Origin of the sequence: Streptomyces sp. NBRC 110035, assembly GCF_000829695.1 — a bacterium.
Classification (GTDB): domain Bacteria; phylum Actinomycetota; class Actinomycetes; order Streptomycetales; family Streptomycetaceae; genus Streptomyces.
Window position 1 is genome coordinate 506081 of sequence record NZ_BBNN01000015.1, and the last position, 13403, is coordinate 519483.

Sequence of the window (13403 nt, forward strand, 5' to 3'; positions counted from 1 at the left end):
TGACGGCCATGACGGATGTGACGGAAGGGCGGAGAGACCCGTGACCGTGTGGGACGACCTCGTCGGGCAGCACCGGGTGAGCGACCAGCTCGCCGCCGCCGCGCGGGACGCCGACGCCCTCGTCACGGCCGCGGCGGCCGACGCCCCGCCACCGGAGGCGTCGAAGATGACGCATGCGTGGCTGTTCACCGGCCCGCCCGGCGCGGGGCGCAACCAGGCGGCGCGCGCCTTCGCCGCCGCGCTGCAGTGCGTGAGCCCCGACCGCGCGCTCGGCGGCTCCCCGGGCTGCGGATTCTGCGACGGCTGCCACACCGCCCTGGTCGGCACCCACGCCGACGTGAGCACGATCGCCGCCGTCGGTGCGGTGATCCGGGTGTCGGACATGCGTGACACCGTCCGCAAGTCGTTCACCGCACCGGCGAACGGCCGCTGGCAGGTGATCCTCGTCGAGGATGCCGAGCGGCTGAACGAGAGTTCCGCCAACGCCGTCCTCAAGGCCGTCGAGGAGCCCGCGTCCCGCACGGTCTGGCTGCTCTGCGCCCCCTCCGTCGAGGACGTCCTGCCGACGATCCGCTCCCGTTGCCGCCACCTCAACCTGACCACACCCTCCGTGGACGCCGTCGCCGACCTGCTCGTACGACGCGAGGGCATCGATCCGGACATCGCCGCGGCCGTGGCCCGTGCCACCCAGGGGCACGTCGACCGGGCCCGCCGGCTGGCCACCGACCCGGCGGCCCGGGAGCGCCGCGCCGCCGTACTGAAGCTGCCGCTGCGTGTCGAGGACATCGGGGGCGCGCTCAAGGCGGCCCAGGAACTCGTGGACGCCGCCGCCGAGGACGCCAAGCAGATGGCGGAGCAGACGGACACCAAGGAGACCGACGAGCTGAAGGCGGCACTCGGCGCGACGCCGGGCGGCCGGCTGCCGCGCGGCACCGCGGGCGTGGTCAAGGATCTGGAGGACATGCAGAAGCGCCGCAGAACCCGTACCCAGCGGGACAGCCTCGACGTGGCCCTGACCGACCTCACCAGCTTCTACCGCGACGTCCTCGCCCTGCAGCTCGGCTCCCGCATCGCCCTCGCCAACGCGGATGCCGAGGACACCCTGGAGCGCCTGGCCCGGGGCAACTCGCCCGAATCCACACTCCGCCGCATCGAGGCCATCGCCGCCTGCCGCGACGCCCTCGACCGCAACGTGGCCCCGCTCCTGGCGGTGGAGGCGATGACGATGGCCCTCAGAGCAGGCTGATCAGCCCACCGGAACCCCCTCACCCTCACCCCCCCCAACCCCATAACCCGTGACTCGCACGAGGCACGACACGCGCACAGCGCACTCGTCGCGTCGCGCAGAGTTACGCTCGCTGCATGCACACATGGCGCACCCCCCGCAGGACCCGTACCGGAGCCACGCTGCTCGCCGCCGCCGCGCTCCTGGTCTCCGGCTGCTCCTCCGGGAGCACGACGACCACCACGAGTTCCGCGGCGAAGGGGGCGGCGGTGCTGGCCGCCCTGCCCCGCTCCACGCCCGGGGCGCTCGCGCCGTACTACGAGCAGGAGCCGGCCTGGCGCGACTGCGGTGCGCCCGGCTTCCAGTGCGCCACGCTGAAGGCCCCGCTCGACTACGCAGACCCGTCGGCCGGTGACATCCGCCTCGCCGTGTCCCGCAAGAAGGCCACGGGCCCGGGGGAGCGGCTGGGATCCCTGCTGGTCAACCCGGGCGGGCCGGGCGGCTCGGCGATCGGCTACCTCCAGGCGTACGCCGGCATCGGCTACCCGGAGGAGGTGCGCGCCCGTTACGACATGGTGGCCGTGGACCCGCGCGGCGTGGCCCGCAGCGAGCCCGTCGAATGCCTGGACGGCCCCGGGATGGACGCGCACACGCGGACGGACTTCACACCGGACGGCGAGAGGGAGACGGACGCGCTGGTCGGCGCGTACCGGAAGTTCGCCGAGGGCTGCGCGACGGACGCGCCGAAGCTGCTGCGCCACGTGTCCACCGTCGAAGCGGCCCGGGACATGGACATCGTGCGGGAGGTACTGGGCGACGAGAAGCTGAACTTCGTCGGAGCCTCCTACGGCACCTTCCTCGGGGCGACGTACGCGGGGCTCTTCCCGGACCGGACGGGCCGTTTGGTGCTGGACGGCGCCCTGGACCCGTCCCTGTCGGCACGGCAGCTCAACATCGAGCAGACGGCGGGCTTCGACACGGCGTTCACGGCCTTCGCGAAGGACTGCGTGCGGCGGAGCGACTGCCCGCTCGGTGACCGGAACACCGGCCCCGAGGAGGCCGGCGCCCACCTGAAGGAGTTCTTCGGCAAGGCCGACGCCCAGCCGGTCCCCACCGGTGACGCCGACGGCCGTGAGCTCACCGAGTCGCTGGCCACCATCGGCGTGATCGCCGCGATGTACGACGAGGGCGCCTGGCCACTCCTGCGCAAGGCCCTGACGGCGGCGACGAAGGAGAACGACGGTGCCGGGCTCCTCGCCCTGGCCGACAGCTACTACGAACGCGACGCCGACGGCGAGTACTCCAACCTGATGTTCGCCAACGCCGCCGTGAACTGCCTGGACCTCCCGGCCGCCTTCGACTCCCCGGAACAGGTGCGCGAGGCGCTCCCGGACTTCGAGAAGGCGTCCCCGGTCTTCGGTGAGGGCTTCGCCTGGGCCGCTCTGAACTGCGCGTACTGGCCGGTCGGCGCCACCGGTGAGCCCCAGCGCATCGAGGCCGAGGGCGCGGCCCCGATCGTCGTCGTCGGCACCACCCGCGACCCCGCGACCCCCTACCGCTGGGCGGAGGCCCTGGCCGGCCAGCTCACCTCGGCCCGCCTCCTCACGTACGAGGGCGACGGCCACACCGCCTACGGCCGGGGCAGCGACTGCATCGACTCCGCGATCAACACCTACCTCGTCGAAGGCGCCCCGCCCGCGGACGGAAAGCGCTGCTCATAGCCGGTGTGCCCACCCCGGAGGCGGGCCCCTCGGCCCGCCTCCGGGGCAGGTACGAAGCACCATCCGAAACTGTGTAGACTTACCGTCGTCGCTGATCGCACCATGGTGCCAGCAGCGCGCCGCCTTAGCTCAGATGGCCAGAGCAACGCACTCGTAATGCGTAGGTCTCGGGTTCGAATCCCGAAGGCGGCTCCATGGTGAACCCCAGGTCAGGCCTATGACCTGGGGTTTTTTCTTTTGATTGACCTTGGCATTCGGGTAGATCGGACACTTGTGGTCTGTGCATCGCAATGCGTTGGTCGCAGGTTCGCTCTCTGTCGCTAACGAGCCGCGAAGAGGCTTTGACCTGCGGTTTTGGTGCATTGAGCCCTTCGGCTGGCCATGCAGGCAATGCTCCGGTGGACAGTCGGTGGACAAGCGTGCGTGACGGCTTGTCAGAACCGCCTCGCCGCCCCTGGGGGAGCCGAGGGTTTCGGGTGCCTTGGGAAGGGTGGTCGGCGGCGTAGGGCTTGTGCTGTTCCGACAGGCTGGGGAAACCCTGGCTGCCGAGGGGCGACGTCACTGGTGAGGTTTCCCGCCGCAGCGTCGCCCACGGACGGGACCTCCATCCGTGGGAGGATCGGCAGGCAGGCCGGAGTGCGGCGGAGGTGACAGCGTTGGTGGCGGACGAGGCGATGACACAGCGCCTGCTGGGTTGGCTGGTGCCCGACGGTGACCCGCTCGTCGCGCTCTCGGCGGCTGAGGTCGAACGGTTCTGCTGGTATGAGCTGCCTCGCAAGTGGCACGCGGACACCCCTGAGCAGCGGCGGGCTGTCGCCGTCCTGGCCGACCTGCTGACCGGAGTCGGCCGCGTTCGGGCCGCCGCGGTGTGCACGAGCGGGACCACCGCCCAGGTGCTGGCGGCCTGGCAGTGTTCCGAGGAGGCGGGCTTCGCGGCCTACCGCAAGGCCGCGGCCGCCTCGCCCACGACCCCGCCGGACGTACCCGAGCTGAGCTGGGGGCAGGTCATGGGCACCCGGGAAGCGCTGGCCCGTGCCAGCTTCGAACGGCGACTGGAGCAGGCTCTGGACGAGGGCGAGCTCGACCTGGACGCGCGTACGTTCCCGGCCGCGCGCCGACGGTTCGTCCAGCACTGGCTCGCCACTGCGCAGCCCGTGTTCGAGGGCCGCGCCCTGCTGGAGGCCGTCCGCCGCGAACGGCGCGAGTTGTGGGCCGCGGCTCCCCCGGCTGAGCGCCGCGCCCTGCTCGCAGCCGTCCTGCCTGTCATGGAGGAGTCGGCTGCGGCACCTGTGGACACAGCTGAGCCGCTGCGGTGGTTGCTGGAACAGATCGGTGAGGGCGTCACCCTGACCCAGGCCGGCTACCTGCCACGGGAACGGGAGTGTCTAATATCAACGGGTCTGGCCCGTTAAGGGTTGGCACACCCCTACGTCGAGCAGGTGAGGGCGTGCGGCCCGCAGGCACGTCGCCTGCGGGCCGCATGTCACTTGGTGTGCCGGAACGACCTCAAGAGACGTGCGTCGTGGCAGCTGCCGCCACGGAACCGATCGGTGAGCACGTGGCTTTGAGACCGCCGTTGTCCACCGTCAGCTCCGACGGTGTGAAGGTCACATCCCCAGGCGCCGAGAGGCTCACCTGCGCGGTCCCACCCGAAAGGACAGGGACGGTCCCCTGCGGAATCTCCTCAGGATTCGTCAGTCCAGTTGCCGTGACGGCTCCCGATCCGGCACCTCCCACGGCGACCACCATCTGAGCGGTGACAGATTTAGCGGGAACGGTCCCCGTGGTCTTGGTCCCATGCTCGACGGCGACCTGAAGCGTCACCGTGTCGCCCGTGTTGGCCGTCGCCGGAGCAGTGATGGTGATCTTCTCCGTGACCTCCAATGTCTGGCCGCCGGCGGCACATGAGTATGTGGTGGACACCGTGTCGGCCATCGCGGTACCAGCCCCGATTCCCGTGACCAGACCCAGTACTGCGCCGGTCATCGTAAGGCCTGCCGCAGTCCTGCCGATTGCGCGCATGACACACTCCTCTGCCGAGAATGCCGCAGCGCATCGAAGCGGCACCCTCACGTAGTCGTTGTTCCTCGCGCAGCCTAGGAGTGACATGGTCAACTCAATACTCACTATTGAGCAACGTGATCGCGACCTCGGTGATCAAGTTCTTCGGCGCGGGCACGGCCGCGAAGGAGTTGTCCGTCGTGGCCGGGCTGGTCGTCGGCGCGGACAGCATCGACGACCCGGATGTCCGGCGCCGCGGTGGCCTGTCCCGCCTGTTCGGCCGGGTGCGAGCTCCATCCACGCTGGGCAACTTCCTGCGCACCTTCACCTGGGGACATGTGCGCCAACTCCAGTCCGCCACACGGGCGTTCACCTGCAACCTGGCCGCGCACACCGACCTGGTGCCGAAAACGGACGAGGTGGTGTTCGTCGACATCGACTCCAACGTCAAGCAGGTCTACGGGCCGGCCAAGCAGGGCGCCTCCTTCGGCTAGGCCAAGGCCCGCGGCCCGCACTTCCAGATCGTCACCGTCAAGACATCCACCTGCGCGCCAGTCATCGTCGCCGCCAGACTGCGCAAGGGCTCGGCAGGCTCCGGCAAGGGAGCTGCGAGTCTGCTGCGTGAGGCCCTGGCCACGGTGCGGGCGATGGGCATCACCGCGCAGATCATCGTCCGCGCCGACTCCGTGTACTTCTCCCACAAGGTCGTCGACGCCTGCCGCACGGCCGGCGTCCCCTTCTCTCTGGCGGTTACGGTCAAGAAGACGATCCGCGAGGCCATCGGGAACATCGCCGAGGACGCCTGGGCGCCGATCGAGTACACCGACGCCATCTGGGACGATGAGGAGGGACGCTGGGTCTCCGACGCGGAGCTCGCCAGATCCCCTTCACTGCGTTCCCACACCATGGCCCGGCTCATCGTGCGACGCGTGAAACGTCTCAACCCCAAAAACGTCCCCGAAGGCCAGGCCGAACTGTTCGGCGTCTGGCGCTACCACGTCATCTTCACCGACAGGCGCTTTACCCTCGGCCAGGTCGAGCCGGTGCATCGCGGACACGTCGTGTCGAACAGGCCTTCGCCGAGCCGGGGACTCCACGCTCGGCCGTCTGCCCTCGGGGAGGTTCACCGCGCACGCCACCTGGTTGGCTCGGGCCGCCACCTACAACCTCACTCGCGCCAGCGGCCATCTCGCCTCTGTCTTCCACGCCAGGGCACGGACCGGAACCATCCAGGCTCAGGGAACTCGGCTGCACCAGGTTAACCTCGCGCTTTCCCGAGGAGGGCTGTCCGGCTGGTGATCAGGAAAGCAGAAAGTGCCTCTAATGGGAGCTGCCGGGTCCGGGAGAGACTCGGTGCCGTAGCCGCCAGCAGGCGAGCACTATGTGCCTCGGAACCGTTCGAGTTCTGTGGTCAGACCGTGCCCCTGCTGGTCGGCCGGAAGGCCAGACCGCTGATGGGGTGGCGTGCCCGCCGAGCATGGCGTGAGCACTGGATCCATTAGGGAGCGCGCGAGTCTTCCGCAGGCTGCACCAGCAAGCGAAGTACCTGACCAGGAGAGCAAGTTGCTGTTCATCGGCGACGACTGGGCCGAGGACCACCACGACATCGAGGTCCAAGACGCAACCGGCAGGAAGCTGGCAACCGCCAGACTGCCCGAGGGTGTGGAAGGCATCGTCAAACTCCACGAACTTGTTGCGAAGCACGGAGGTGACATCCTCGATGCCGGCCAGGTGGTGGTGAGCATCGAGACCGACCGTGGCCCGTGGGTGCAAGCCCTGCTCGCCACCGGCTACCAGGTCTATGCGGTGAACCCGAAGCAGGCCGCCCGGTTCAAGGAGCGGTACGGCACCTCGGGCGCCAAGAGCGACAAGGGCGACGCCCACGCGCTCGCCGACATGGTTCGCATCGACCGCGACCAGCTGCGGCCGATCGCCGGGGACACCGAACAGGCCCAGGCGGTCAAGGTCGTCGCCCGCGCCCACCAGAGTCTGATCTGGGAGCGCACCCGCACCTTCCAGCGGCTGCGTTCCGCGCTGCGTGAGTACTTCCCCGCCGCCCTCAACGCCTACGCCGATCTTTCGCTGACCAGCACGGATGCGATGGAGCTGCTGGTCAAGGCACCGACACCGCAGGCCGCGGCGAAGCTGACCCGCACGCAGATCACCGCCTTCCTGGCACGGCATCGCCGCCATAACCGGACCGCGAAGGCAGCCACGATCCAGGCCGCACTGCGGGAGCAGCACCTCGCCCTGCCGAGCCGGTCACGGCCGCCTACGCGTCCACCGTCACGGCGCACGCACGGCTGCTGATCACCCTGAATGAGCAGATAGCCGAGCTGGAAGGGCAGGTGAAGGCGCATTTTTTCGCGCACCCGGACGCTGAGATCTACCTCTCGATGCCCGGCATCGGCGCCATCACCGGCGCCCGGGTGCTCGCCGAGTTCGGGGACGACCCCACCCGCTACGCATCCGCCAAGGCGCGGAAGAACTACGCTGGCACCAGCCCGATCACCCGGGCCTCCGGCAAAAGCCGCACCGTCCAGGCCCGCTACGTCCGCAACAATCGCCTCGCCGACGCGCTGCAAGCCCATGCGTTCTCCGCCCTGAACGCCTCCCCTGGAGCCCGCCGCTACTACGACAAGCAACGTGCCCGCGACGTCGACTACAACCCCGCCCTTCGCCAGCTCGGCAACCGGCTCGTAGGCATCCTCCACGGATGCCTCAAGGGCCGAACCCTCTACGACGAAGCAACCGCCTGGTCGCACCACGCGCATCTCCATGCCGCTTGACGGCAAACGACATGGGGTGTCTGACCAGCGAGAATGAGGATTGCTGAGGTCCTTGTTCCCGCCACCGCCGGAGGCACTTTCCAGGTGAAGAAGCGTATCGGGTCCTACCCGCGTGTCCGCGTCGAGGCCGGCGGTCGCGGAGTCGTCTCGCAGGCCGGTGCGGTGCTCTTGGTCGAGACGGTCCGCAAGACCGGTCTGGATGCGGCGATATCGGCGGCGCTTATGCCGGGGCGCAAGCCGCGGGCGGTGCACGATCCGGGCAAGATCCTGCTGGATGTCGCGCTCGCGGTGGCGCTGGGCGGGGACTGCCTGGCCGATGTCGGGATGCTGCGGGCCGAGCCGGCCGTGTTCGGGCCGGTGGCCTCCGACCCCACGGTCTCCCGGCTGATCAGCAAACTGGCGTCGGGCGGACATCGGGTCCTGGCCGCGCTGCGCACCGCCCGCGCCGAAGTACGCGAAATAGGTATGGCGGTTGGCTGGTGACACAGCACCGGACGCCGGCGGGCAGGTGATCGTGGACATCGACGGCGTCCTCGTCCTGGCCCACTCCGAGAAACAGGACGCCGCCGCGACCTGGAGGAAGACGTTCGGCCACCACCCGTTGATGGGGTTCGTCGACCACGGCCCAACTGCGCTTCACCGACGCCGACGGCATGCGCCTTACCTGCTTCGCCACCAACACCGCCGACGAGGCGATCGCCACCCTCGAACTGCGCCACCGGCAGCGGGCCCGGGCCGAGGACCGCATCCGCGCCGCCCGCGCCACCGGCCTGCGCAACCTCCCCCTCCACGACGCCGCACTGAACCAGATCTGGCTGGAGATCGTCCAGATCGCCCTTGACCTGCTCGCCTGGATGCCCCTGCTCGCCCTGACCGGCACCGCCCGGCTATGGGAGCCCCGCCGCCTGCGGCTCCGGCTGTTCTCCACCGCCGCTCAGCTCGTCACCACCGGCCGCCGCCGCTACCTCCGCCTCGCCACGCACTGGCCCTGGACCGACGTGATCACCTATGCCCTGGACCGGCTCCACGCCCTCCCGCACCCCGGCTGACCAGCAGCGTTCCGTCCCTGCGAGCAGCACCACCCCGACCGGAGCCGTGGAACCCGGCGCACACCCGACGCGACAGTCGGGCGCTCAACCTGCCCAGACTCCGAAAAACCCCACCAGCAGTCACCACAAAGGGTCCGTCAGCAAGCTGACGGACCCTCATGAACGATCGAGGTTAATGGCCGTTGCTTCCAGTGGAGCCGGCGAGGACGATTATGCCGAGTGCCGGAGTACTGGTTCTCCTTCGTTCGGGTCCGTGGCGAGGAAATCCGAAATAGAGGCGGAATCGACGAGCAGTGTGCCGTCCGGCAAGCGTCTGACGAGACCGAGGCCGTTGAAGTTCTTGAGGAAGAAACCTATCCGAGACCGGGTCGTCCCCACCATGGCGGCCAGTTCGTCGTGGGTGATCCGGGCGTCGATATGCTGCCACTGGGAGTCCTGCTCGGCAAAGCGGTCGGACAAGTTCAGCAGGATTGCCGCGAGCCGGTACTCGCACTTCATGGTGACCAGGTGCTTGATCATGCTTTCACGCTCGCGGATGCGCTGGGCCAGATGCTGGCTCCAGTCCTGGAAGAGGTCGAGGTCGCTGCACAGGCTGCGTACGAAGTCCCGGCGGTTAATACGCAGTACACGGCTGTCCAGTATGGCAGTGGCGGACTCTTCGTGCACGGATGGAATCAGCGAGAGTGCGCCCAGGATGTCGCCGCGCCGACATATGTCCAGGATGCATTCCTTTCCGCTGTGCGCGCTGGTGGTCAGTTTGATGCCGCCATGGATGATGAGGAAGAGGTCATCGATGGTCTCGCCGCAGGTGTAAAGGTTGTAGCCCCGCTCCAGAGTGATCGGGGTCAACGATATCTTGTAGATTTCTCTGTTCTGCAGCAGGTGTAAATGTAGGGCGGACTTGTCAAACTGAACACGCTGCATGAAAACTCCCCGTGAGTTATTTTCTGTACAGTGCGGCTCGTGGTGGAGGCTTGGTCAAGCCTCCACCACGAGCATTGTCAAGAGTAGATCTTCTCCTTGTTCGACATCATTGTGACGAATTTTTCAATTCGTTTGACGCGCGTTTCGGTCTTTTTGGCGCTTTGGATTCGGTACAGAATGGCGTAGCGGTTCTTGCTGTCCAGAGTCGCGAAGAACTCCGCCGCCGCGGGCTCCTCGCGGAGTGCCGCTTCGAAGTCGTCCGGCACGGTCATCTTGCTCTGGGAGGCGTACGCCGCCTCCCAGCGTCCGTCGGCCTTTGCGGCGTCGATCTCCCGCTGACCGGCAGGCCGGATTGCGCCCGCGGCGGCCAGTCGCTCCACCCGCTCCCGGTTGGCCTGAGACCAGGGGCTCTTCTTGGTACGAGGAGTGAAGCGTTGCTGCCAGTACTGGTCGTCGACCTTGTCCCGCTGGCTGTCGATCCATCCGAAGCAGATGGCGCAGTCGAGCGCTTCTGCGTAGGTGACGCTCGGAATGCCGGTGGCATTCTTGGCGATCTTGACCCATACTCCGGACGCGCTCCCGTGGTGCTCCTCCAGCCACTGTTCCCACTGCGTCTGGTCCTCGAAAAAGATGATCGGTTCGCTCATCCCTCGATCCAATCAGAAGTGCGTGAGGGGGGGGGGGATATGTCCGTCACGGATTTATGGCAGGTGCACGCGGACTGCGACGTCGTCCTCCCGTGTGCGCCCGGGATCGCCCTGTACCGCGACAGCGAGGAGACCACCGTGCTGAACCGGCCATTGCCGGAAGGTGTACCCGGCATGCTGGGGGCCGGCGGCGAGGGAGCGCAGGACCGGCCTGCCCATTCCGACATCGAACTCGCAGGCGGTCATCGGGAACCGTATCCCGGTCCCGATCGCCTTGAGATACGCCTCTTTCAGGGTCCAGTAGCGGAAGAACAGTTCCTGGCGCCGGCCCGGGGGAGCCAGGCCGAACTCGCGCTGCTCGCGTGCGGACAGCACCGAGCGGGTGAGCCGGTGCAGCGGCAGCACCCGGCCGGGGCGCTCCACATCCACACCGCAGCGTGCGTCGCGGGTCACCACGCACGCCACCATTCCCTCCGTGTGGGACAGATTGAACCTCAAAGAGCGGGCGCGGGCCGGGTGGTGCACCTCGGGACGGCCGAGGCTCGAGCGCAGGAACCGCCACTCGTCCGGGCGCACCTGGGGCTCGGCCGCGCTGAGAGACTGTCGCACCAGGCCCCACGCGGCGGTGTACAGCGCACGGTCCTGGGCACGGCGCAAGGTGTCCCGACGGGCCAGTTCGCCGTCGCTCAGGGTCCACTCGACGTCAGTGGGGCGCACGCCGTCGCGGGCTGCCGCGTCGTCGGCCACCGGCCGGCACCACACGTGCGCCACCGTTTCCGGGTACCCCATCGCCCGCGCACCTCCTCACTACCTCGCGGCCATGCCGGAGCGTCTCGAACCCGTGGGTACTCGTCCTCGGCTCCGCCAGGAAGCCGCAGTACGTGCACGCAAGGGGATAAGAGCGATTTTTGCCCCCGTCCGTTCGCACAGTCTGAGCTCCCGGAGGTTCAGTCGACTGCGCAATAGTGCGCAGTCATCGCTCGGTCGGCGGGGGCATGATCGGCGCCGGTCAGACGGACGCCGGTGCGCTCCGGCAGACGGGAGAGCGGCATGGGCGTCGGAATCAAGGCCCTTCATCCGTACGTGGGGCGGAGCTGCGTCGACATCAGGACGCTGTATGAGTCGCGGGGCCACGACATGAGCCGCTTCGGCAACCTCATGATGAGCCGCAAGTCGGTCAACATGCCGTTCGAGGACGCGGTGACCAACGCGGTCAACGCGGCCCAGCCGCTGGTCCGGCGCCTCACCCCGGCGGAACGCGACCGGATCGAGGCAGTCGTGGTGGCCACCGAATCCGGCGTCGACCTGGGCAAGTCGATCAGCACCTATGTGCACCACTACCTCGGACTCGGCTCCCGCTGCCGCTCCTTCGAGGTCAAACAGGCCTGCTACGGCGGCACCGCGGCACTGCACACCGCCGTGGGCATGGTGCACGCCAGCCCGTTCGACGACGCGCTCGCCTTGGTCGTCGCCGCCGACTCCGCCGGGGTGCCCGCGCTCGGCGAACAGTGGGAGGGCGCCGAGGGCGCCGGCGCCGTCGCCATGCTGGTCGGGCGCGGGGCCACCGCGCTGGAGATCGACCTCGGCGCGAGCGGCTGCCACACCTTCGAAGTGATGGACACCTTCCGCCCCGGCCCCGGCATCGACGTGGTCAACCAGGACGTGTCCATGCTGGCCTACCTGGAATGCCTGCAGAAGGCGTTCGAGGCCTACCACGAGCGGGTCGACGGCGCCGACATCGTCGACAACTTCGCCTACCTGGCCTTCCACACTCCTTTCGTCGGCATGGTGCGCGGCGCCCACCGGCGGCTGCTGCGCCAGCAACGGCAGGCGGGCCAGCACGAGGTGGACGCCGACTACGAACAGCGGGTCCGCCCGTCCCAGCGGTACGGCGCCGAGGTCGGCAACATCTTCTCCGCCTCGCTCTATCTGGCCCTGTGCTCCCTGCTCCGGCACGGCAGCTTCCCGCAGCCCCGGCGCATCGGCCTGTTCTCCTACGGTTCCGGCTGCGCCTCGGAGTTCTTCAGCGGCGTCGTGCACCCCCGGGCCGTGGACGACCTCGCCGCCTTGGGAGTCGAAGAGGCCCTGGCCGACCGGCGGCCGCTCACCGTCGGCGAGTACGACAAGGTCGCCGCCGAGGGCGACCGCGCACAGTTCGGGGTCCGGGACGCCCACTTCGACCTCGACGCGTACGGGGAGCTCGGCGAGGACTTCGCAGGGCGCGGGCTGCTGGTGCTGGACCGGATCGAGGGCTACCACCGCAAGTACGGGTGGACCTGATGACCCTTCACCCCACCGGACCCGCCGTACTCGTCGACCGCGACGGACCGGTCACCCGCCTCGTCATCAACCGTCCGCACCGGCAGAACAGCCTCACCGCCGACGACGTCCGGCTGCTGCGTGACGCCTTGGAAACGGCCGCCGCAGACCCGCAGACCCGGGCCGTGGTCCTCTCGGGCAGCGGCGGCACACTGTGCACGGGCATGGACCTCGCATCGGTGTCCACCGAGGGGGACTCCCTAGGCGGCGGCGAGTTCTTCGACCTGCTGCACCGGCTCACCGACATCCCCGTGACCGTGATGGCGGCGATCGACGGCCAGGCCCTGGGTGGCGGCGTGGGCCTGGCCGCGGCCTGCGACCTGGTGGTCGCCACCGAGCGCAGCTCCTTCGCACTGCCTGAGGCACTCTGGGGGCTGCTGCCCTGCAACATCCTGCCGTTCCTGGTGCGCCGTACCGGTTTCCAGCGGGCCTACGCCATGACCCTGTCCACGGCGCCGGTCATGGCGGCCGACGCGCGGACCTTCGGACTTGTCGACGTGCTGGAGGGCGCGCACGGACAGCAACTGCGCAGGCTGCTCGGCCGGGTCGGCAAGCTGGACCGGGCGACCATCGGCGCGGCCAAGACGTACTGCGCGAGCCTGTCCCCGATCCCGGACACCGCGCGCGCCCACGCCGGAGAGGTGTTCGCCGGACTGCTGGGTTCGCCGGCGGTGCGCGCCAGGATCGACAACTACGTGCGCCACCAGCGGATGCCCTGGGAGGTGTGA

Annotated in this window: 11 protein-coding genes, 1 tRNA gene and 2 pseudogenes; 10 read left to right on the forward strand and 4 right to left on the reverse strand. The window is 68.8% G+C overall.

The genetic code is table 11. The features are described 5' to 3' along the window. Positions 1-40 precede the first annotated feature (40 nt). The 4 genes from TU30_RS02370 to TU30_RS02385 all read left to right on the forward strand — a co-directional run bounded on the left by TU30_RS02370 (position 41) and on the right by TU30_RS02385 (position 4358). The gene (locus tag TU30_RS02370; RefSeq protein ID WP_042163751.1) at positions 41-1246 is read left to right on the forward strand and encodes a DNA polymerase III subunit delta'; all 1206 of its coding nucleotides are present in this window, start codon (positions 41-43) and stop codon (positions 1244-1246) included. A gap of 116 nt (positions 1247-1362) precedes the next feature. Further along, positions 1363-2946, forward strand: coding sequence for an alpha/beta hydrolase (locus TU30_RS02375; RefSeq protein WP_042163753.1), 1584 nt, complete (start codon positions 1363-1365; stop codon positions 2944-2946). 118 nt (positions 2947-3064) lie between these two features. Further along, positions 3065-3141: transfer RNA gene (locus tag TU30_RS02380), tRNA-Thr, on the forward strand. Between the two features lie 452 nt (positions 3142-3593). Continuing rightward, entirely contained in the window at positions 3594-4358 is a 765-nt protein-coding gene (locus TU30_RS02385) for a hypothetical protein (RefSeq protein WP_042163755.1), read from the forward strand. Positions 4359-4452: 94 nt separating this feature from the next. Here the strand turns inward: TU30_RS02385 and TU30_RS02390 are convergent, their stop codons facing one another. Continuing rightward, entirely contained in the window at positions 4453-4968 is a 516-nt protein-coding gene (locus TU30_RS02390; RefSeq protein WP_042163757.1) for a hypothetical protein, read from the reverse strand. 116 nt (positions 4969-5084) lie between these two features. On the opposite strand from TU30_RS02390, the gene TU30_RS32790 reads away from it, so the two are divergent. The 4 genes and pseudogenes from TU30_RS32790 (at position 5085) to TU30_RS02405 (ending at position 8785) form a co-directional block, all read left to right on the forward strand. After that, positions 5085-5441: a hypothetical protein gene (locus TU30_RS32790; RefSeq protein ID WP_158719290.1), complete on the forward strand. Its 357-nt coding sequence runs from the start codon at positions 5085-5087 to the stop codon at positions 5439-5441. A 63-nt stretch (positions 5442-5504) separates the two neighbouring features. Then, on the forward strand, positions 5505-6209 hold the full coding sequence (locus TU30_RS33435; protein WP_267889321.1) for a transposase: 705 nt from the start codon (positions 5505-5507) through the stop codon (positions 6207-6209). A gap of 301 nt (positions 6210-6510) precedes the next feature. After that, a pseudogene (locus tag TU30_RS02400) lies at positions 6511-7736 on the forward strand (IS110 family transposase). Between the two features lie 84 nt (positions 7737-7820). Continuing rightward, positions 7821-8785: pseudogene (locus tag TU30_RS02405) on the forward strand (transposase). Between the two features lie 210 nt (positions 8786-8995). On the opposite strand, the gene TU30_RS02410 reads toward TU30_RS02405, so the two are convergent. The 3 genes from TU30_RS02410 to TU30_RS32800 form a co-directional block, all read right to left on the reverse strand. Continuing rightward, positions 8996-9709, reverse strand: coding sequence for a Crp/Fnr family transcriptional regulator (locus TU30_RS02410; RefSeq protein WP_052479722.1), 714 nt, complete (start codon positions 9707-9709; stop codon positions 8996-8998). A 77-nt stretch (positions 9710-9786) separates the two neighbouring features. Then, positions 9787-10356 carry a YdeI family protein gene (locus TU30_RS02415; RefSeq protein WP_042163759.1) on the reverse strand — a complete coding sequence of 190 codons (570 nt, stop codon included), beginning with the start codon at positions 10354-10356 and terminating at the stop codon, positions 9787-9789. 54 nt (positions 10357-10410) lie between these two features. Beyond that, a complete protein-coding gene (locus TU30_RS32800) occupies positions 10411-11145 on the reverse strand; it encodes a 4'-phosphopantetheinyl transferase superfamily protein (RefSeq protein ID WP_052479723.1) in 735 nt (244 codons plus the stop codon). Positions 11146-11406: 261 nt separating this feature from the next. Between TU30_RS32800 and TU30_RS02425 the strand changes: the two genes are divergently transcribed. Next, positions 11407-12636 carry a hydroxymethylglutaryl-CoA synthase family protein gene (locus TU30_RS02425; protein ID WP_042163761.1) on the forward strand — a complete coding sequence of 410 codons (1230 nt, stop codon included), beginning with the start codon at positions 11407-11409 and terminating at the stop codon, positions 12634-12636. Then, positions 12636-13403, forward strand: a complete 768-nt coding sequence (locus TU30_RS02430) for an enoyl-CoA hydratase/isomerase family protein (protein WP_042163967.1) — start codon at positions 12636-12638, stop codon at positions 13401-13403. The genes TU30_RS02425 and TU30_RS02430 overlap by 1 nt, the downstream gene beginning before the upstream one ends.